This window comes from Streptomyces sp. NPDC057445, from assembly GCF_042802855.1.
Taxonomy (GTDB): Bacteria; Actinomycetota; Actinomycetes; order Streptomycetales; family Streptomycetaceae; genus Streptomyces.
In genome coordinates this window covers 89548-109697 of record NZ_JBHVDH010000013.1, presented here as the reverse complement: position 1 = coordinate 109697, position 20150 = coordinate 89548, and the positions used below count along the sequence as shown (strand labels likewise).

Genomic DNA, 20150 nt, shown 5'->3' with positions numbered 1-20150 from the left:
CATGGCCACCGTCATCACCTCCACCGCGCTCAGCCCGGCCGATGAGGCCGGCAGCGCGATCGGGTACGCGGCATCCGCCGGCAGTGCCTGTCTCCGACAGGCGGGCCTCACACCCTCGGACGTCGACGTTCTGATCAACGTCGGTGTCTACCGTGACTCCAACGTCTCCGAGCCGTCCGTCGCCGCACTCATCCAGAAGCGCATCGGCATCAACCTGGACTACCTTCATGCCACCGACAGGCATGCCGCGTTCTCCTTCGACCTGATGAACGGCGCCTGCGGCGTGCTCAACGCCGTCCAGGCCGGCGGTTCGCTGCTGGCAACCGGCAGCGCCCGCCGGGTGCTCGTGGTCTCGGCCGACACCCACCCCTCGATGGATCCGGCCAGGGCGGGCACCGCCGGGTTCCCGTACGCGAGCACGGGCGCGGCGCTGCTGCTGGAACGCAGCGACGACGCCCGGGGCTTCGGCCGGGTACACCACCGGTCGCTGCCCGGCGCCCACGGTGTCAACGGGTATCTGTCGTTGCACGAAGCCGGTTCAGAGGGCCGCAGCACCATCACCGTCGACCGCGACGGCGGCGTACTGGAGCGGATGCTCGATCTCGCCGTCGACTCGGTGCTCGCCGCCCTGACGGCCGAGTACGGCGCGGACGGCGCCGAGGCGCAGACGGCCCTGGAGCGCACGCTGCTGATCACCTCTCAGCCGTCCCCGGACTTCGCGTCCCGCCTCTCCAAGCGCCTGGGCCTGGCATCCGATGCGGCCGTCACCGTCGAAGGCCTCAAGGGCGACCCGCACACCTCGGCACTCACCTACGGCTTCCGGCAGGCCCAGGACTCGGGACGGCTCGCGGGCCATGACCGGATCCTCTTCCTCGCCGTCGGCGCGGGCCTGAGCTCGGCGGCCTCGCTCTACCGTCTGACCGGCGACACCGAGGGAGCTGCCCGCTGATGTCCGCCGCCACGACCGGACTGCGCCAGGACGCGTCCCTGGCCGAACTGCTCGCCAGGCACGCCGTCCGTACGCCCGACCAGGCAGCCGTCATCCATCCGGCCGACCGGTCGGCATCGGCGGGCGCTGGCGCCTACACCTCGGTCGGTTACGCCGAGTTCGCCGCCCGGGTCACTTCATGCGCCGCCGGTCTCAGGGCCCACGGCATCGACCGCGGGACTCGTACGGCCCTGCTGGTGACTCCCGGCGCCGAGCTGCTCACCCTGGTCTTCGCGCTGATGCACATCGGCGCGGTCCCGGTGGTGGTGGACCCCGGTATGGGGCTGGGCCGCATGCTGGACTGCATCCGCCGGGTGGGGGTCCACGCCTTCATCGGCGTGCCGTCCGCGCACATCCTGCGGCGCCTGCGTCCGCGTGCCTTCGCCGGGGTGAAGAGCCTGGTCAAGGTGCGTGGGAACGGCAACGGACTCGAGCAGCTGACGGCCCTCGGTGCGGACATGCCACAGCTGCCTCCGCTGAGGCTCGGGCCGGACGACCTCGCGCTGATCGGCTACACCACGGGCAGCACCGGCCCGGCCAAGCCGGTCGAGGTCACCGTGGGCATGCTGCGGGGAATGGCGTACGGCGTCGAAACAGGCCACTTCACGGCCGACATGACCAGCACCCTGGTCACCATGCCGCTGATGGGTGTGTTCGATCTCGCGGCGGGCCGCACGGTGGTGGTACCGAAGATGAACATGGGCCAGGTCGGCGCCGCCGATCCCGCGCTGCTCACCGACGCGATCCAACGCTTCGGTGTGAACGCCATGTTCGCCTCCCCGGCACTGCTGGGCCCGCTCTCGGCCCATCTGGCGGGGACCCGGGCCCAGGTGCCGTCACTGCGCATGATCGTCTCGGGCGGGGCTCCGGTGAGCCCTGACCTGATGAGCGCGCTGCGTGCCGTACTGCCGGGCGAGGCTCGTGTGTTCAGCACCTACGGGTCGACCGAGGCGCTGCCGATGGCGCTGGTCGAAAGCAGGGAGGCACTGGCCGGACCGGCCGAAGGCCCGGCCGAGGGCCTGGGCGTGTGCGTGGGGCGGCCCGCACCCGGCACATCGGTCCGTACCGTCGCGGTCGGCGACGGGCCGCTTCCCCTGTGGAAGCCCGAACTGCCGGTGGCCGACGGTGAGATCGGCGAGATCGTGGTCAGCGGTCCTGCGGTCAGTCCGCGCTACTTCCGGTCGCCTCGGGCCGACGCCGAGCACAAGATCCAGGACGGCGCGCGTCGATGGCACCGCACCGGCGATGTGGGATGGATCGACGGCGAGGGACGCATCTGGTTCTGCGGACGCAAGAGTCACCGCGTCCGCGCGACGGGCGGCGACCTGCACACCGTGCGCTGCGAAGGCGTCTTCAACACCCATCCGCGGGTGCGGCGCACAGCGCTTGTGGGCTTCGGTCCGCCCGGCGAGCAGCGGCCCGTGCTGTGCGTGGAGCTCGTACCGGGCACCGAAAGAGGCGACTGGCCGCGGATCGGGAGCGAGCTGCGCGCACTGGGCGCGGGCAACCCCGTGACCAAGGCGATCGAGGACTTCCTGCCGCACCCCGGGTTCCCCGTCGACGTCCGTCACAACGCCAAGATCCGCCGTGAGCTGCTGGCCGGCTGGGCCGAGGACCGGCTCACCGGCAGCCGGCGCCCCACCGCCACCGACCGGGCGCTGCGCGCCGTTCCGCTGCTCGGGTGGGCATATCTCGCGACTTGGCCACTGCTGCCCTGGGACCATACGGCGCTGACCGTCCTGTGGTGGGTGGACGCGTTCCTGAGCGTCGTCGTCCATGCGGCCCAGATTCCGTCCGCGCTGCGCGCGGAGCAGGAACTCGCCACCGGGCGCGGGCGCTGGGCGACGGCCGCGCTCACGATGCTGTTCGGCGCGACATGGTGGCGCCGGCGCAGCGGCAGGCCGAAGGAGGCCGCCGCGTGAAGGTGCTCGTGACGGGTGCGTCCGGATTCCTGGGAAGCCACATCGTCGATGCCTGTGTGCGCGCCGGGGACGAGGTGCGGGTCCTCGTCCGGGAGGAGAGCGATCTGAGCCATCTGCGCACCGTCCCGGGCGTCGAGTTCGCGTACGGAGATCTGCGTGACGCCACATCGCTGCGCCGGGCCATGGACGGCATCGATGTCGTGCACCACAGCGCGGCCCGGGTCACGGACAGGGGTACCCGGGCCCAGTTCCGGGACGAGAACGTCGCGGGCACCGACCGCCTCATGGGGGCGGCCCGGCAGGCCGGGGCGCGGCGCTTCGTGTTCATCAGCAGCCCCAGCGCGCTGATGGGCGTTCGCGGCGGCGACCAGCTCGACATCGACGAGAGCGAGCCGTTCCCCGAGCGCCATCTCAATCTCTACTCGGAGACCAAGGCCGCCGCGGAGCGCCTGGTCCTGGCCGCCGACGCCACGGACTTCACCACCGTGGCGCTGCGCCCGCGTGCCGTGTGGGGCCCGCGTGACCATTCCGGTTTCATGCCGAGGCTGATCGCCAAGATGATGACGGGAAGTCTGCCCGATCTCTCAGGCGGCAGGCCGGTGTACGCCTCGCTGTGCTACTGCGAGAACGCCGCCGATGCCTGTGTGCGGGCGGCGCGTGCCGACGGTGTCGGCGGCCGGGCGTACTTCATCGCCGACGAGAAGCCGGTGGAGATCTGGAGCATGCTCGCCCTCATCGCGGAACGGTTCGGCGGAAGGCCGCCGACCAGGCAGGTCTCCCACGGCCTGCTGCGGGCGCTCGCCTTCACCGCGGACATGGTCTGGAAACTGCCGCCGCTGGCCAGGCACTCCTCGCCACCGCTCTCCCGGTACACGCTGGCCCTGCTGACCCGTTCCGCGACGTACGACACATCGGCGGCGCGGCGGGACCTGACTCCGCCGACGGTCGACCACGACGCGGGGATGGCCCGGCTGGAGGCCTGGATCGACAGCATCGGCGGCGTCCACGAGTTCATCAGGAAGGTGCAGTAGTCATGACCGCGCAGCATGCCGCCACGGGAAGCGGTGCCGGGAGCGGTCCTCGTGCCGGGAGCGCCTTCCGCCGGCCCGTCTCCGCGACCGAGTGGTCCTATCTGGCCGCCACCCGGCTGGGTGAACTACTGGTGCTCCAGCTCGTGGTCGAGGGCACCGGCACCATCGACGCCGTGGCCCTCAGCCGTGCCGTGGCCGCGGCCTCTGCATCGTGCCCCGGCTCGCGGCTGGTGCGTCGCGGCAGGATGTGGGTCGACAGCGGGCGGCCGGCCCGGGTCGTGGTCGCCGAAGGAGGGGACCTCGACCGCAGGACGCTGACGGGGCCGACGGAGCTCACCGGCCCGCTGGCCGATGCGGAGGGCCGCCCGGGCTGCGAAGTGCTGCTGCTCACCGGCGGACCAGGCACCGTGGTCTTCCGGGCCTCCCACGCCGTGATGGACCTCAAGGGCATGTCGATGTGGGCCACCGACGTGTTCCGCGCGCTGCGCGGCGAACCGCTGCACGGCGCCCCGGACCCGTTGGCCGACTACGCGTTGCTGGACACGGTGGGCCGTAGCGGCCGGCGGCCCCGCCTCGGGCTCGACCAGCGCTCGCCGCTGGGCGGACGGCCGGGGAGCGGCTCGGTGTGGCGGCGGCGTACGGTCGCGGGCCGGCACTCGGCGCTGGCCGCGAAGGTGGCGGCCGCTGTTGCCGGAGCCGTACCGGGCGCGGAAGCCCGGGTCATGGTGCCGGTGGATCTGCGGCGTCACGCCCCCGGCGTGTCGTCGACGGCCAACCTGACGCTGCCGGTGTTCCTCGACATCCGGGCCGGGGAGCACGCGGACGCCGTCCACCGGCGGTTGCTCGGCGCGCTGGCCTCCCGGCATGAACTGGCGGCCGGCGCGGAAGCGGCCCTGGCCCGCCTCCCGTTGCCCGCGGCAGCGGCGCTGGTCGGCGCCTCACGAGCCGCCACGTCGGCACGGCACCGGTATCTGGCGTCAGCCATCGTGTCGAACGCCGGCCGACTGGCTCCGGCGGATTTCAGCGCCGGGGAGTTCACCGCGACGACCGTGTACGCGCTGCCGGTGCATGCGCCGCTGGTGCCGGTCAGCATCGCGCTGCTCGAACTGCCCGAGCACATCGAGCTCGTGGTCTCCGCCCGTGGGGCGGCGGACGTCGGCGAGCGCTGCGAGGCGCTGCTGGACCGCGTCGAGTCCGCTCTGGGTACAGCCGCGCAGGCTCCGTACGCGCGGCCCGCACCACCGCCGCGGGTGCCCGGCGCAGCCGAGTTGCTGCTCGCACCCGGTCCGGGCGGGCTCCCTTCGCTGGACACGACTGTGGTGCAGTTGTTCCGGGCGCAGGTCGCCCGCCGTCCGGACGCACCTGCCGTGATCGGCGACAACGTGCGGTGGTCGTACGCGGATCTGGACCGTCGCTCCGACGCGGTCGCGGCCGAACTGCTCGCGCGCGGTGTCGGGCCCGGTGAGGTCGTCGGTGTCCTGGCGGACCGTTCGGCACCGGGGCTGGCCGGAGTCTGGGGCGTCCTCAAAGCGGGGGCGGCCTTCCTGCCCGTCGACGTACGCAATCCGGCGCGCCGGGTCGGGGAGTTGCTGCACGACGCACAGGCCCGCTTCTGTCTCGCAGAGACCGCCTCTGCCGCCGCGGCGGAAGGCGGAGCCACGGCGATCCTCCTCGAGGACGTCGCGGGCGACGGCGCCACCATCGACGGACGGCGCCGGGCGGCCCTCACGGCAGCCGCTCCCCGCCCGGACGATCTCGCGTACGTCATCTACACGTCCGGTTCCACCGGCAAGCCCAAGGGCGTGCAGATCGAGCACCGGAGCCTGGTCAACGTCGTCGGATGGATATCCCCCTTCATGCGCTGCGACGAGGAGACCCGGGCCGCGTACTCCTTCTCCCCCGGCTTCGACCTCTCGGTCATGCAGATCTTCCCTCCGCTGCTGCACGGCGGTGCGGTCGTGCCGGTGCCCGGCGAGCTCGACCACGTCAAGCTGCGCGAGATGTTCTCCGGCCGGCAGGCCAACACCCTCGGGCTGACGCCGACCCACCTCGATCTCGCCGATCGCCTCGGCATACGCGCCACGGGCATCCGCGCTCTCCAGGTCGGCGGCGAGAACCTCACCACGACCAGCAGCAGCCGGGCGCGCGCCTCGTTCGGGTCCGACTGTCTGTTCGTGAATGTCTACGGGCCCACCGAGGCTACGGTCGCCTGCACCGTCGCCGTCGTCGACGAGGGCAACGAGCGATCGTCCACACCGATCGGAGTGCCGGTGCACCGCACGTCCGTGGCCGTACTGGACGAGCGAGGGCACGAGGTCCCGGACGGCGAGTCGGGCGAACTCCATGTGACCGGCGTCCAACTGGCCCGCGGCTACCTCGGTCGCCCGGACCTGACGGCCGACCGTTTCGTCTACCTCCCGGACGGCCGCCGCGCCTACCGCACGGGCGATCTGGTGCTCCGCCTGCCCGACGGACAGCTCGAGTACGCCGGCCGGATCGACTCCCAGGTGAAGATCCGCGGTCACCGGGTCGAGCCGGGCGAGGTCGAAGCGGCGCTCACCGCTCTGCCGCACATCGCGCAGGCAGCGGTGGTCGCCCGGCGCAGGCACGACACGGGGGCGCAGGCCCTGTGCGCCTTCGTGGTGCCTGCCGGGAGTGCGGCGTCACCCCTCGACGAGACAGCCGTACGCGCGGAACTCGCGCGAACGTTGCCGCCGCACCTGCTGCCCACGGTGGTGCGGGCGGTCGGCGCACTTCCGGAGACGGCCAGCGGCAAGACCGACCGCAACGCGCTGCCGAATCCGTTGGCCGAGGCAGCCGCTCGGCCGGAGCCGCCGGCCGTCCCGGAGACACCGACCGACTCAGGGCCGGCGGCCGTCCCGCAGACGCCCGCCGCAGGACCACGGTCCCCCGGGTCCGGGGACGATCCGGTCCCTGGTGTCGCGGAGGTGACGGCCGGGATCTGGGCGCGCATCCTGCGGTGCGAGGCCACGGACCTCGGTCCCTCGTCCGACTTCCACGCTCTGGGCGGCGACTCGCTCGCCGTCCTGGAGATGCTGTCCGCACTGGGCGACGAGCTGCTGGGGCGTAACGCGGAGCAGCAGTTCCTGACCCAACTCGGTTCCGTGAGCGGGAAACTGACGCTCGGCCGGGTCGTCGGGGCCGTCGAGGTGCTGCGGAGCACATCGTGATCTTCGTCGGGGAGGGGGCGCTCCTCTGGCGCGCCGTGCAGCACACGCTCGACAGCAACCTGCCGGTGGACCTGGTCTGCGGCCCTTCCCCCGGGGCGCAGACCCCGCGGCCCGATGTCCCCTTCCGTGCCGTCACGGACGTCAACTCCGTGGCCGCGGAGCTGGTTGCCGCCAGCACCGACGGCGTCGTCTGGTCGCTCAACAACCGGATGATATTCCGCGCGCCGGTGCTGACCAGCGGACTGCGCGTCCTGAACATCCACCACGGTCCGCTGCCCGCCTACCGGGGGCTGCCGGAGGTGGCTCTGGTCTACGCGATGCTGAACGGCGAGCGGGAGTTCGCCGCGACGCTCCACCAGGTGGACGAGGGAATCGACACCGGCCCCACTCTGGCCGCAGACCGCTATCCCATTGGCCCGGACGAGCCTTTTCATATGGTGCTGCGCCGCGGACTGGGAACCTGCCACCGGCTCTTCGAGCGCTGTGTGCCTCTCGTGGCAGCCGACCCCGCCTGGGCCGGGGAGCCCACCCGCCCCACCCCGGCCGGCCCCGGCGGCTACTTCGGCCTCAAGGCACTGGCCCGCCTGCCTCAGCATCGCGACCACCCGGACTTCGCCCGGGCCACGAGTCTGGGGTTCCTGGCGGACTACCTCCCGGAACTCGCCGCAGCCCTGCGATGAAACGGGCGGTCACCCGGCCCGCGCAGGAGCGGCTCGGGCGACCGCCCGGCGCCTGACCCGGACTGTCGGCCGTCAGGCGTTCGTCGCGATCCGATCACGCGCCTCATCGGCGCCGCACCCACGTAACGGGCAGCGATCCAGGTCGCCCGCCGCGTACATCGGAGCCGTCCACGCGCAGCCGCGCACGCCACCCGGCCCCGATCGCCTTCCGCCGCTCCACGCGCGGAGCGCCAGGACGCGGCGTGACCGGACTGCCGCGGAGCCTGCGACTCACGACTGAGCCTTGTCGTGCGACGTCGCCGCTCCATGCAACCTGCCCGCAACCTCCCGGGGAGTTGGCTGGGTCACCGCCCCCACGCCGGCGCACAGGAAGGGCGGGCCCATGTACCACCATGAGACCGGGAACTCGCTGGTGAGCTGCTCATCGCGGAAGGCCGGGGGCTTCTGATGCGCGGCACGCAGCCCCCGCTCGTCGAACTCACCCCCGCGGCCGCCGATCTGTTGCGGCGGTTGCACGAGGCGCACGGGCCGCTGATGTTCCACCAGTCGGGAGGCTGTTGCGACGGCAGCGCCCCGATGTGCTACCCGGAGGGTGAATTCCGGACCGGTGGTTCTGACGTACTCCTGGCGGAGTTGTCCGTCGACGGGGTGGCCGAGCCTGTGTCCTTCTGGATGTCGGCGAGCCAGTACGAGGCCTGGCGGCACACTCGTCTCGTCGTCGACGTCGTCGAGGGCCGCGGCAGCGGATTCTCGCTGGAGGCGCCTGAAGGGGTACGTTTCCTGATCCGTTCCCGGCTCGTCGGCACCTAGACTCCCACGTCTGGTCAACTCTTCGTCGGGTGCGAAGTGTTGGCCGGACGCATACCTGGGGGCGAAGTGACGGCACGTCGGATTCGTGGTCGTAGGCTGGTCGGTGCCGTGCTCGCCTGGAGCGCCATGGCCGTGACGGGGCTCGCGGCCGCCACCCCGGCGACCGCTGTTCCTGCCGCTCCGGCTGCTCCCGCTGCCGGCCAGGCGCCCGTATGGGTGAAGCTGGCACCAGGCGTGCGGTACCGGCAGTTCGGCATCGCGGCGTCGAAGGGGCCGGCGCGGGCCCATCTTCTCTCGGTGGATCTGCGCAACCCACGGGTGTCCCTGGGCCTGCTCCACCCCGGTGCCGTGGGCGCCCGTGCGTCCGTGTCCTCGCTCGCCGACGGAAGGGGCGCCGTCGGGGCGGTCAACGGCGACTTCTTCAACATCAGCGAGACCCAGCATCCCGGTGTCGAGGCGACGGGCGCCCCGGTCGGTCCCGTGATCGCGGATGGTGTGCAGCTGAAGGCGGCGGTGCCGAACGGTCAGCGGTTCGGTCCGGCGCTGCCGCCCGGCACCTCGACGCGCGACGTACTGGGAGTGGACGACGAAGGCCGTGCCCGTCTGGGGCGGTTGGCACTGGACGGCGCCGTGCTGACCCCCCAGGGGAAGCTTCCCCTGGGCGGGCTGAACCAGTACGCACTCCCGGTGGGCTCGGTGGGCACGTTCACCTCCGACTGGGGCGTCGTGTCCCGGCTGCGTGCGACATGCGGTACGGACACCGACCGCGCGGCCCCGTGCAGCACGGACACGTACGAAGTGACCGTGCGCGACGGCCGGGTGGTGGAAGTCGCCGCCGCACCGGGACGGGGCGCGATCGCGAGGGGCTCCGAGGTGCTGGTGGGCCGGGAGGCAGGGGCCGCCGCGCTGCGCAAGCTCTCCGTGGGCGACCGTGTGACGGTAAGGCACAGGCTGGTCGAGTCACGGTCCCGGGCCGCGTACCGCTTCGCGCTGGGCGGCTTTCCGGTGCTCCGCAGTGGCGCACCGCTGCCCGGTCTGGACGACGCAACCGCGGCGGTGCGCACAGCCGCCGGGATCGCGGACGGCGGCGCGAGGCTGCTGCTGCTCGTGCTGGACGGTGCGCCCGAGTTCCGCACCGGACTGACGGTCGCCGAGGTCGCGGAGGTGATGAGGGACGCGGGGGCGGTGGACGCGTTCGGCCTCGACGGCGGTGGCTCGTCGACTCTGGTCGCACGGGAACCGGGCGCGTCCGCGGTGACCGTACGTAACCATCCCAGCGGGGGGTCGGAGCGCCCGGTGCCCAACGGCATCGGCGTGTTCTCCCGGGTTCCCGAGGTCGCAGGGGGCTGATCCGCGGTGTCACCGCGCGCGACAGCCCTGCCCTGGCTAGCGTGGTGCCCGGGGCCGTCCGCCGGTCCGGCGGCCCGTCCACCGAGCCCGGCAGAAACACACCGGACCGCAGACAGCGAAGAGAGTCAGTCATGGCTGCAGAACCTGAAGGCAAGCCGATCTGGGCCGACGCGATGTTCTCCGACGTGGAGGGCGCGAAGAGCTTCTACGCCGAAGTCCTGGGCTGGACGTTCGGCGAGTCCTCGTCGGAGTACGGGAACTACACACAGGCGTACGCGAACGGCAAGGCCGTCGCGGCGGTCGTACCGCCCATGCCGGGCCAGGAGGGCCAGTCGCAGTGGTGTCTGTATCTGGCGTCGCCGGATGCCGCCGCGACGGCCGGGAAGATCCGCGAGAACGGCGGCACGGTGCTCATGGAGCCGATGCAGGTGGGCGAGTTCGGCACGATGTGCCTCGCCCAGGACCCGGGCGGTGCCACCTTCGGAGTCTGGCAGGGCGGCACCCACAAGGGTTTCGAGGTGACGGGTGAGCCGGGGGCCTACTCCTGGGCCGAGGTGTTCACGCGGGAGTCGGAGAAGGCCGACGCGTTCTTCCCCGCCGTCTTCGGCTACGACGTGAAGACGATGGAGGACGAGCAAATCGACTTCAAGGTCTTCGAGCTCGGGGAGGAGCCGGTCCTGGGCCGTATGAAGATGCGCACCGAGGACTTCCCGCCTGAAGTCCCATCGTACGTCCAGGTGTATTTCGCCGTCCCGGACTGCGACGCCGCGGTGGCCGCCGCCCAGAAGCTGGGCGGGAAGCCGGTGTTCGGACCGATGACCAGTCCCTTCGGCCGGTTTGCGGCGCTCGTCGACCCGCAGGGCGCCGCGTTCGCCGTCATCGACACCGCCACGACCGAGGGTGAGATGCCGAAACTGACCTGACGTGGAGGGCGGATGCCCGGGGGCCGCGCTCAGGCCGGCCCCGGGCATCCGTGTGTCCTGCCGTCGGTCAGTCCTCGCCGTCACGGACGGCCACGATGCCGTTGAAGACGCCCGCGTACGCCGTGCCGTCGGGTCCGATGGTGATCGGCGCCCAGTTGTTGTCGTACAACGCTCCCGTCCCGGTGAGCCTGCTCCAGCGGCGTTCTCCGGTGCGGAAGTCGACGGCGGTGAGGTACCAGGCGTCGACACCGAGCTTGTTGGGCACCTTCTCGTAGAAGTACAGCAGGCCGTTCGCGGTGGAGAGCTTCGGGACGGTGGAGGGCGAGCGGACGTCGCTCTCCCAGACGGTGTCGCAGCCGCTGCCGTCCTCGCGCACGTCGATGCGGGTGGCCCCGCCGACGACGCTGCGGCCGAAGGTGAGCGAAGTCGGGTTCTCGTAACCGTAGTTGTTCTCGACGACGAGGCTGTTGCCCCAGCTGATCAGGGAGTTGTCGGTGGTGGAGGCACCGGGGCCGAACACGGGGACCTTGCAGACGAGTCTCCTGTCCGCCGGGACGTCCGTGCCGCGCCGGTAGACCAGGACGTTCATCCGGTCGTCCGCGTTGTCGGTGATCGCGACATAGCCGCCGCCCTCGCCGAACAGATCCGGGGTGGTGCCGGAACCCTGGTTGACGGAGCCGGGCTTGGTGCCGGTGCCTCGGTCGTACTTCTGGCGCCACTGTACCTTCGGGGCGCCGTCGGCATCGGCGCGGAAGCTGTACAGGGCGTGGTCCGACACGATCGAGACGCCGTCCTCGGCGACCGTGAAGGAGTTCTGTATCTCCTCTCCGTCGAGCCGTACGGAACGGACGGCGGAGGTCTCCGGGTCGACGGTGCCGACGCGGCCGAGCCTGGTCACCCACCAGATGCGGCCCTGCCAGTCGGGCATCACGGAGGTGACGGGGTCGCAGGTGCCGCTCGGGAAGAGATTGGTCCAGCTGATGCAGTCGTGCGGAACGTACGGCGTCAGGTCCCAGTCGTCCTCGGCCACGAAACGCCAGGTGCCGTCCGCCGCCTGCTCATGGGCGATGCGAAGGACGTGCTGGCGCGAGTCGGCGAGGACGACCCGGTCCTGGTCGTCGAGGTAGAAGTAGGCGCCGCCCGAGGTGTCCTTGAAGATCTTGGAGAAGTCGAGTCGGGTGATGGCCTCGACGGTGGAGGATCGCTGCGGCAGCCGGTACTCGGCCAGGGTGTCGAGCGTGCGCGGGTCGAGGAGCTTCAGCAGGAATCCGGAGAAGGTGCCGCAGACGGTGATGAGCCGGCCCGCCGCGTCGAAGGTTGCGGTGGCGCACTCACCACCCAGCGGGGCGATCCGCTCGCTCGTGACGGACGGATTGCGGCCCAGCGGCCCCGAGTAGGGATGTGTTCCGCTGCCCGCCGCGTCCGCGTGCATCCCGCTGCGGCCGTTGGGGGCGAGATACGGGTGCTGGGGCGCGGGTGTGCCCGGAACGGGGTTGGCGGTGGTCGGCGCGCCCTCGTAGGCGCTCACCAGGCGGTGTCCTGGGGCCCGGGGAATGCCGTCCGCGTACGCGCGGGCCGGCGCCGCGACCGTGCACGCGGTCAGGGTGAGTGCCAGGACAAGTGCGGGTGCGGGGGCGAGCGCTCCTCGGGACAATGCGGCTCCTCGTCGGGACGAAGGTGGTCGCGCCGCCGCCCGACGCTAGAGCCGCTCCCGTGAACTGTCCATGCGGATGAAGGGGGTTTCATGTGCCCGTCATGATCGCGCAACACCGCACGGCTGGTCCGGACCGGCCTCGCTCAACACCCCGTCGACAAAGGGTCATTCACGGGTGAAGGTGCCGAGGCCGTTCTCGTCGAGGTACTCGACGCGGAACTTCCCGGCCTTGCCGTTCTTGCCGACGGTGAACGTCACTCCGGTCGGTCCCACCGCGTTCTCGCCGGTCGTCCGGCAGCTGAAGGTGTCGCCGTCGTAGTGGGTGAGGGTGAACCTCATGGGCTTCGGCCCGAGTTCGAGGACGAGTCCGTCCCGGTCGGTGGTGACGACGGCCTTTCCGTAATAGGCGCTGTCGTACGTTCCCGTGTACGCGCTGTCGACGCGAGCCGGCTTCGGGTGCGGCGGAGGAACGGCGTAGTCGGTGGGCGACACGCCTGCGTCCGCCTCCTGTTCGTAGAGCGCGGCGACCAGAGGCAGCCAGTCCCTCGTGGGCTTGCCGTACTGAGCGGTGTCGAAGAAGTCGAGGGCGACGGAATCGGCCATGCCGACCGGCTCGCCGTTGGTGAGGACGACGATGCCGAGCTGCTCGCCCGGCAGCATGGTCACATTGGTGTTGGCGCCGAGGGCGAAGGCCCCCGAGTGGCTGAGGCGCAGTCTGCCCTGGTCGTCGTATCCGACGTTCCAGCCGAGGCCGTAGAACCCGGCGCGCGCTGCCGGAGCCGTGGGCGGCTGGGAGACGATCTCGGGGACGTGGGTGTGTTCGAGGGCTTCGGCATCGATGATCTGCTTGCCGTCGAGCTTCCCCTCGGCGAGCTGGAGGCGCAGCCAGCGGGTCATGTCCTCGGCGGAGGAGCTGACCCCGCCCGCCGGTGCCTGTGCGTCCGCGTCGCGCACGAATCTGGCCTGCCAGGTGCCGAGGGGGGTCTTCACATGAGTGACGGCCTTGTCGGCGGCCTTCTCGTAGTCGGCGAAGGAGGAGCTCGTGGCGTGCATGCCGGCCGGCTTGTAGAGCGTGTCCTCACTGAGTTTCTCCCAGCTCACGCCCTTGGCCTCGGCCACGGCCTCGGCGGCCGCGGTGTACCCGAAGTTGGTGTACGCGTAGCTCGCGCGGAACGGTGCGAGCGGCTCGTACCGCATATGGCTGAGGATGTACGCACGGTCGTAGCCGAGGTCCTCCAGCAGGTCGCCCGCGTGGTCGGGCAGGCCACTGCGGTGCGACATGAGGTCCGCGACGGTGACATGGCCGGTCACCCATGGGTCCTTCAGCGTGAAGCCCGGGAGGTGCGGGGCCACCGGTTCGTCCCAGCGGACGACCTTGTCGCCGACAGCTCCGGCGACGACGGTCGAGCCGACCGGCTTCGAGAGCGAGGCCAGCTGGAAGACGGTGCCGGGCCCGACCTTTCCGGACTCGCCGGCCTTGCGTTCCCCGAATCCCTTGATGTGGACCACCCGGTCCTTGTGAACGACGCCCACCGCGGCTCCGGGCACTCCGGTGCGCTTCATCATGTCCTCGACGACACCGTCGAGCTTGGCGACCGCGGCGTCCACGTCGGCCCGGGTGAGCTGCGGAGGGGGCTGCGCCGGGGGCGGCTTCGGAGCGGGCTCCGAAGGGACCGGGGTGGGCGACGGGCGGGGCTCGACGGCTCCCGAGGCCAGGGCCGCCGTACCGGCGAGCACAGCGGCCAGGCCGGATACGGCAAGCGTGCGGCTTTTGCGGAGCCGCACACCCTTCACGGCGTTCATGCATATATTCAACGCCCAACAGCGGGGGTTGTCGCCCTGGTCACAGAACCGGGCGTCGCGGGGAACCACTGCGCCGGCCCCTCGCCCTCGCCCTCGCACCCGGCTGCAGCCGTCGCATCATCGCCGGGTGGGCGCCTACGCCGTCCCTCAGGGCTTGAGTCTGCTCACCACGTCCGCGGTTGCGGACACCCCGTTGTGGATGCTGGGCGCCATGCTCGTGCCCGCCAGGAAGAACCCGAGCAGGGCGCACACCAGTGCGTGCGAGACTTTCAGGCCGCCGTTGCGCAGATAGATCACCGCGAGCACGAGCAGCAGCAGTACGACCGAGACGGACACAGCCATCCCCCAACCTCCTTCGCCGCCGCAGCGGAATTGCGGCATTCGGCGGCCAGTTTGGCGGAGTGGAGGCGCCGTATGGCCGACTGGCGTGTCCGCCGATCGGGTGGTCGTTGACAAGGGGATTGACCTGCCCCGTCACCCGCCGTGGGCGCGGAGGAAACGTTCCAGGCCCGCGAGGTCGTCGGTGTTGACGTGGTCGACGCCGGCGGCGAGCAGTTCGGACCATACCGCGTCGCGCGCGGCGCCCGGCGCGTCGGGAGTCGCCCAGAAGCGGACACGCTGGCCCCGGCGGTGAGCCGTCGAGACGATGCTCCGCAGCCGCTCCCTTTCCGCGGCCGGGAACGGACCGCTGCCCTGCCAGCTGAAGCTCTGCGTCCCGTTGCTGGAGATCAGCGGAATGAAGGTGGCGGGGGCGGGCACGGGCGCCGCAAGGTCGTCGAGGCGGCCGTCGTAGAAGGCGTGACGCACCCGCTGGGCTTCCATCGGGCCCCGCGCCGCCCGGTCACCGGAGATGACGGGCGTGACGGCGCCGGCACGCACGGAGCCGTGGGCGTACGTGGTCAGGATGCGGCGGTAGTCGTGGAGCTGACGGTGCAGTTCGAAATAGGTGTTCACGCCGTCGTTCTTGATGTCCACCAGCAGCTGCACGGGCCGCCGGTAACCGCGGTACACCGAACCGTGGTTGGCCCTCACCCGGGCCAGCAGGGGATCCAGGTAGAGGGAGCGCAGGGTACGCGTGGGATCGAGCTCGGCGGGCTCGTGGGCCACGAGGAGCTCCCCGTCGACCAGGAAGACGTCCGCCTCCACGCTGGTGAAGCCGTGGTCGAGGGCGTCGTGGAGCGGCCGCGTGTGCAGATAGTCGTTGTGCGCGTGTGCGCGGCGCAACGGGCGGTTCCTGTGGGGGCGTTCGGCTGCCACGGCCTGTGCGGCAGGGGTGACGGCGGCTCCGGCGAGCACGGCCGCGATCGTGGTGACGGCTGCGCGACGGGTGGTGCGGTCCATGGTGCCTCCGGGCTCTGCGAGACGGTGGGGAGGTGCGGGACACGGCGAGTATCCGTGCCGCGCCTCCCCACCCGGCAGGCCGGGGACAAGAGTTCGGCCATCGGTCACCTGGCGCTCAACCGGCGTGGTGCGGGAGACGCCCCCGGTACAGCGCGTGGACACCGACGGTGCGCCCCGACGCGCGCCCGGCCACTCGCCGGTGCCGCCTCCGATCGCTTCGCGGAGCAGCTAGGCGTGGCCGTTGTGGTGCGCGTACTCCTCGATCACATGAGTGAAGACGTGCCGGAGGTCCGGAACCAGGAGCGCTCGGCCTCCGCGGCATGCCGTACGAGGCCGAGCAGCGTCAGCCCGGGCGTGGGGCCCCCTTCCGCTTCAGCTGCTCCCCGGTCGGGCCCGCGCACTTCATGGCGAGGTCGCGCGCTGGTGGCGGTGGAAGTGGTCAGCGAAGTGCGCTCAGGTCCGGACTGCCCCGTCCGCGGTGCGGACGGGGCAGTCCGTCGCGGCTCACGGGGCCGGCAGATCCACGAGCTCCGCGACGGTCGTGCGGTGCGCCCCGGGCGTGCCCAGCGCGGTCTCGTCCGCCTTGGCGCGCTTGAGATACAGATGCGCGGGGTGTTCCCAGGTCATGCCGATCCCCGCGTGCAGCTGGACACACTCCTCGGCCGCGTGCACCGCGACGCGTGAGCAGTACGCCTGCGCGACGGCGGCGGCGAGCGGGGCCTCCGCGCTGCCCGTGGCGAGCGCGTCCGCCGCATTCCGGGCGGCGGCACGGGCGTTCACCACCTCGAGCCACAGCTGAGCCATGCGGTGCTTGAGCGCCTGGAAGGAACCGACGGGCCGGTTGAACTGGTGGCGCTCGCGCGTGTAGCGCACGGTCTCCTCCAGACACCATTCGGCGATGCCCAGTTGCTCCGACGCCAGCAGCCCGGCCCCGGCGAGCAGACCGCGGTGCACCGCGGCCCGGGCGCTCGCGGCGTCCGCCACGCGCGTGCCCGCCGCATCCTCGGCGGAGACACGGGCGAGCGGGCGGGTGAGGTCGAGAGCGGTCTGCGGTACGACCGTGGCCGATCCTCGCTCCACCGCGTACAGTCCGTCGGCCCTCACCACCAGCAGGACGTCGGCGATCGTGGCGTCCGCGACCGCGTTCACGGCGGTGTCCCCGGGGAGGTCCGCGCCCGGGGCGGTGGACAGCGGGAGTGCGAGAACCGCCACGGTGCGGCCGGTCGCCATGCCCTTGAGCAGCCCGCTGATCGCGTCGTTCTCGCTGTCGAGGGCAAGCAGGGTCTCGGTCGCGACGACGGCACTGCTGAGATACGGCGCGGGGGTCACCGCCCGTCCCAGCTCCTCCAGCACCACCGCGGCCTCCCGGTGGGTGGCGCCCTGGCCGCCCAGGCTCTCGGGTACGAGGAGCCCCGCGGCGCCCATGCCGGCGGCGAGGGACCGCCACAGCGCGGGGTCGTACGGGCTCCCGGTCTCGATGCGCCCGAGCAGCCCCGCGGTGTCCGCGCGGCCGGTGAGCAGCGAGCGCACGGCGGAGCGCAGGTCGTCCTCGGCCTCGGTGTAGAGCAGGTCCGGCTGAGTGCTCCGGGTGGGCCTTGTGCTCATCGGGTCAGGTCCTTCCAGGCGACGTCCTTGTCGTTGCGCGGCTCGGTGGGCAGTCCGAGTACGCGTTCGGCGACGATGTTGAGGAGCACTTCGCTCGTGCCGCCCTCGATGGAATTGCCCTTGGAGCGCAGATAGCGGTAGCCCGCGTCGCGGCCGGTGAAGTCGACGAGCTCGGGGCGGCGCATGGTCCACTCGTCGTAGAGCAGGCCTTCCTCGCCGCGGAGTTCGACCTCGAGGCCGCTGATCTCCTGGTTGAGGCGGGCGAACGCGAGTTTCATGCCGGAGCCCTCGGGCCCGGGCTGTCCCGCGACGAGTTGCTGGCGCAGCCGTTCGCCCGTGAGCCGGGCGACTTCGGCCTCCACCCACAGGGTGAGCAGACGCTGGCGCAGATCGTGGGTGCGCAGCTCGGGCCGTTCACGCCAGGTGCGGGCGACGGGGCCGATCATCCCGCCCTCGCGCGGCAGCCGCATGCCTCCGATCGACACCCGCTCGTTCATGAGAGTGGTCTGGGCGACCTTCCAGCCGTCCCCGACAGCACCGAGGCGGTGTGCGTCGGGGATGCGGACTCCGGTGAGGAAGACCTCGTTGAACTCCGCTTCGCCGGTGATCTGGCGCAGCGGCCTGACCTCGACCCCGGGGTCCGTCATGTCGCAGATGAAGTAGGTGATGCCGCGGTGCTTGGGCGCGTCAGGATCGGTGCGGGCGATGAGGATGGCCCAGCGGGCGAGGTGTGCGCTGGACGTCCACACCTTCTGGCCGTCGACCACCCAGTCGCCGTCATCACCGTCGCGTACGGCACGCGTGCCGAGGGCGGCCAGGTCGGACCCGGCGCCGGGCTCGCTGAACAGCTGGCACCACACCTCCTCGCCCACCCACAGAGGCCGCAGGAAGCGACGCTTCTGCTCCTCCGTCCCGAAGGCGAGGATCGTGGGCGCGGCCATGCCGAGGCCGATGCCGATCCGGCGGGGGTCGTTGTCGGGCGCGCCGGCGGCCTCGAGTTCCGTGTCGACCACGGCCTGGAGGGAGCGTGGCGCGTCGAGCCCGCCGAGACCTGCCGGGTAGTGGACCCAGGCGAGACCGGCGTCGAACCGGGCCTGGAGGAAGTCGGTGCGGTCGGTGGTGGCGGGCGGATGCGCGGCCAGCAACTCGCGTGTGCGCTCACGCAGTTCGGCGGCATCGGTCATGACTCGGCTCCTTCCGGGATGACGACGAGCCGGCCGGTCGTGGTGCCGTCGGCGACGCGCTGCACGGCGTCGGCGGCGTCCTTGAAGGCCACACGCTCGCTGATGAGGGGCTTGATCAGGCCCTCGGCCGCGTATTCGGTGAGGGTCTCGTGGCAGCGGAGGATCGACCGCGGATCCTTGTGGTTGTACAGACCCCAGTGCAGGCCCATGATCGAGTAGTTCTTGACCAGGGCGTGGTTGAGCGCGGGGCTGGGGATGGTGCCGCTCGCGAAGCCGACGACGACGATGCGGCCCTCGAAGGCCACGCACTTGGCGGATTTGGCATAGGCGTCGCCGCCGACGGGGTCGTAGATGACATCCGCGCCACGTCCGCCGGTCGACTCCTTGACGGCGGCGACGATGTCGTCGGTGTGGCGGTCGATGACGACGTCGCAGCCCAGCTCGTGCGCGACGGCGGCCTTCCCGGGTCCGCCGACGACGCCGATGACCTTGGCGCCGGCGGCCTTTCCGAGCTGTACGGCCGCACTGCCGACGCCGCCCGCGGCGGCATGCACGAGCAGGGTCTCGCCTTCTTGGAGATGCGCCCGGCGGTGCAGGCCGAACCAGCCCGTCTGGTAGCCGATGTGGAGGGCCGCGGCCTCCGCGTCGTCGAGCGCCGCGGGGGCGGGCAGCACGGCGGCGGCCTCGACGACAGCGTGGTCGGCGAGTCCGCCGTGCGGCAGGGCGGCGGTGCCGATGACGCGCCGGCCGTCCTCGGTCTCCCCGCAGACCTCCACGCCCGGGGTGAACGGCAGCGGCGGGGTGATCTGGTACTGGCCGCGGCAGAGCAGCGCGTCGGGGAAGTTGATGTTCGCGGCGCGGACCTTGAGCAGGAGCTGTCCCTCGCCCGGCTCCGGGCGCACGGTCTCCTCGAGGCGCATCACCTCGCTCGGCTCGCCGTTCCGGTGCACTCGCCATGCCTGCATTCGGGGCCTCCGCGTTGTCGGGCGTCCACTGCTCGATTCGCATACTAAGCGGTCGCTTGCCCGTCTGGGAACAGCCTTCTCAGCGGGTCTTGCGCGAGCCCGACCCGCTCGGCCGTGCCCGCACGTGCATCCGCTCACCCTGCGGGCCGAACAGGCTCAGGAACTCGACCGGCCCGTCGTCCGTGGGCCCGAACCAGTGCGGCACCCGGGTGTCGAACTCCGCCGCCTCCCCCGCGCCCAGCACCACGTCGTGATCGCCGAGAACGAGACGCAACCGGCCGGAGAGCACATACAGCCATTCGTAGCCCTCGTGGACCCGCGGGTCGGGCTTCAGGTTCCCCGGCTTCTGCATCACCTTGTAGGCCTGAAGCCCTCCCGGGCGCCGGGTCAGCGGGTACATGGTCCTGCCGTGCCGGACGATCGGCTTGGCACGGACACGGGGGTCGCCCACGGGCGGGGCGCCGACCAGTTCGTCCAGCGGCACCTTGTGGGCCCTGGCGATCGGCAGCAGCAGCTCGAGGCTGGGCCTGCGACCACCGGATTCCAGTCGCGAAAGGGTGCTCACGGAGATTCCGGTGGCCTCGGAGAGATCCTTGAGGGTGGCCCCCCGTTCGCTGCGGATGCGGCGGAGCCGCGGGCCCACCTCGCTGAGTACGGCTGCGAGCGCTGCGTCGTCGTCGGTGTCCGGTTCCATGAGCCAATT

The 20150-nt window shown here is 71.6% G+C and carries 16 protein-coding genes and 1 pseudogene; 8 read left to right on the top strand and 9 right to left on the bottom strand.

What is annotated here, in order from left to right; translation table 11 throughout:
- Position 1 precedes the first annotated feature (1 nt).
- From ACFU5O_RS25050 to ACFU5O_RS25015, 8 genes are all read left to right on the top strand, one after another.
- The gene (locus ACFU5O_RS25050; RefSeq protein WP_384244020.1) at positions 2–949 is read left to right on the top strand and encodes a hypothetical protein; all 948 of its coding nucleotides are present in this window, start codon (positions 2–4) and stop codon (positions 947–949) included.
- Entirely contained in the window at positions 949–2910 is a 1962-nt protein-coding gene (locus tag ACFU5O_RS25045) for a fatty acid CoA ligase family protein (protein WP_384244019.1), read from the top strand. Before ACFU5O_RS25050 ends, ACFU5O_RS25045 begins: the two co-directional genes overlap by 1 nt.
- Positions 2907–3941 (top strand): NAD-dependent epimerase/dehydratase family protein, encoded by a 1035-nt coding sequence (locus ACFU5O_RS25040; protein ID WP_384244018.1) that lies wholly within the window; start codon positions 2907–2909, stop codon positions 3939–3941. The genes ACFU5O_RS25045 and ACFU5O_RS25040 overlap by 4 nt, the downstream gene beginning before the upstream one ends.
- 2 nt (positions 3942–3943) lie before the next feature.
- On the top strand, positions 3944–7132 hold the full coding sequence (locus ACFU5O_RS25035) for an amino acid adenylation domain-containing protein (RefSeq protein ID WP_384244017.1): 3189 nt from the start codon (positions 3944–3946) through the stop codon (positions 7130–7132).
- Entirely contained in the window at positions 7129–7812 is a 684-nt protein-coding gene (locus ACFU5O_RS25030) for a formyltransferase family protein (protein WP_384244016.1), read from the top strand. The genes ACFU5O_RS25035 and ACFU5O_RS25030 overlap by 4 nt, the downstream gene beginning before the upstream one ends.
- 447 nt (positions 7813–8259) lie before the next feature.
- Complete coding sequence (locus ACFU5O_RS25025) at positions 8260–8622, top strand: DUF779 domain-containing protein (RefSeq protein ID WP_384244015.1); 363 nt, start codon at positions 8260–8262, stop codon at positions 8620–8622.
- A 126-nt stretch (positions 8623–8748) separates the two neighbouring features.
- Positions 8749–9972 carry a phosphodiester glycosidase family protein gene (locus tag ACFU5O_RS25020; protein ID WP_384244092.1) on the top strand — a complete coding sequence of 408 codons (1224 nt, stop codon included), beginning with the start codon at positions 8749–8751 and terminating at the stop codon, positions 9970–9972.
- Between the two features lie 131 nt (positions 9973–10103).
- Complete coding sequence (locus tag ACFU5O_RS25015; protein WP_384244014.1) at positions 10104–10895, top strand: VOC family protein; 792 nt, start codon at positions 10104–10106, stop codon at positions 10893–10895.
- A gap of 67 nt (positions 10896–10962) precedes the next feature.
- Here the strand turns inward: ACFU5O_RS25015 and ACFU5O_RS25010 are convergent, their stop codons facing one another.
- From ACFU5O_RS25010 to ACFU5O_RS24970, 9 genes and pseudogenes are all read right to left on the bottom strand, one after another.
- The gene (locus ACFU5O_RS25010; protein ID WP_384244013.1) at positions 10963–12549 is read right to left on the bottom strand and encodes a hypothetical protein; all 1587 of its coding nucleotides are present in this window, start codon (positions 12547–12549) and stop codon (positions 10963–10965) included.
- 165 nt (positions 12550–12714) lie between these two features.
- A complete protein-coding gene (locus ACFU5O_RS25005) occupies positions 12715–14352 on the bottom strand; it encodes a serine hydrolase (RefSeq protein WP_384244011.1) in 1638 nt (545 codons plus the stop codon).
- A 147-nt stretch (positions 14353–14499) separates the two neighbouring features.
- Entirely contained in the window at positions 14500–14694 is a 195-nt protein-coding gene (locus ACFU5O_RS25000; protein ID WP_384244010.1) for a hypothetical protein, read from the bottom strand.
- 132 nt (positions 14695–14826) lie between these two features.
- Positions 14827–15693, bottom strand: a complete 867-nt coding sequence (locus tag ACFU5O_RS24995) for a phosphatidylinositol-specific phospholipase C/glycerophosphodiester phosphodiesterase family protein (RefSeq protein ID WP_384244009.1) — start codon at positions 15691–15693, stop codon at positions 14827–14829.
- A gap of 228 nt (positions 15694–15921) precedes the next feature.
- A pseudogene (locus ACFU5O_RS24990) lies at positions 15922–16020 on the bottom strand (DUF664 domain-containing protein); the annotation flags it as partial.
- Positions 16021–16197: 177 nt separating this feature from the next.
- A complete protein-coding gene (locus tag ACFU5O_RS24985; RefSeq protein WP_384244008.1) occupies positions 16198–17298 on the bottom strand; it encodes an acyl-CoA dehydrogenase family protein in 1101 nt (366 codons plus the stop codon).
- Positions 17295–18482 carry an acyl-CoA dehydrogenase family protein gene (locus ACFU5O_RS24980; RefSeq protein WP_384244007.1) on the bottom strand — a complete coding sequence of 396 codons (1188 nt, stop codon included), beginning with the start codon at positions 18480–18482 and terminating at the stop codon, positions 17295–17297. The genes ACFU5O_RS24985 and ACFU5O_RS24980 overlap by 4 nt, the downstream gene beginning before the upstream one ends.
- On the bottom strand, positions 18479–19447 hold the full coding sequence (locus ACFU5O_RS24975; RefSeq protein WP_384244006.1) for an NADPH:quinone oxidoreductase family protein: 969 nt from the start codon (positions 19445–19447) through the stop codon (positions 18479–18481). Before ACFU5O_RS24975 ends, ACFU5O_RS24980 begins: the two co-directional genes overlap by 4 nt.
- Before the next feature lie 79 nt (positions 19448–19526).
- Entirely contained in the window at positions 19527–20141 is a 615-nt protein-coding gene (locus ACFU5O_RS24970; RefSeq protein WP_384244004.1) for a helix-turn-helix domain-containing protein, read from the bottom strand.
- Positions 20142–20150: the final 9 nt, after the last annotated feature.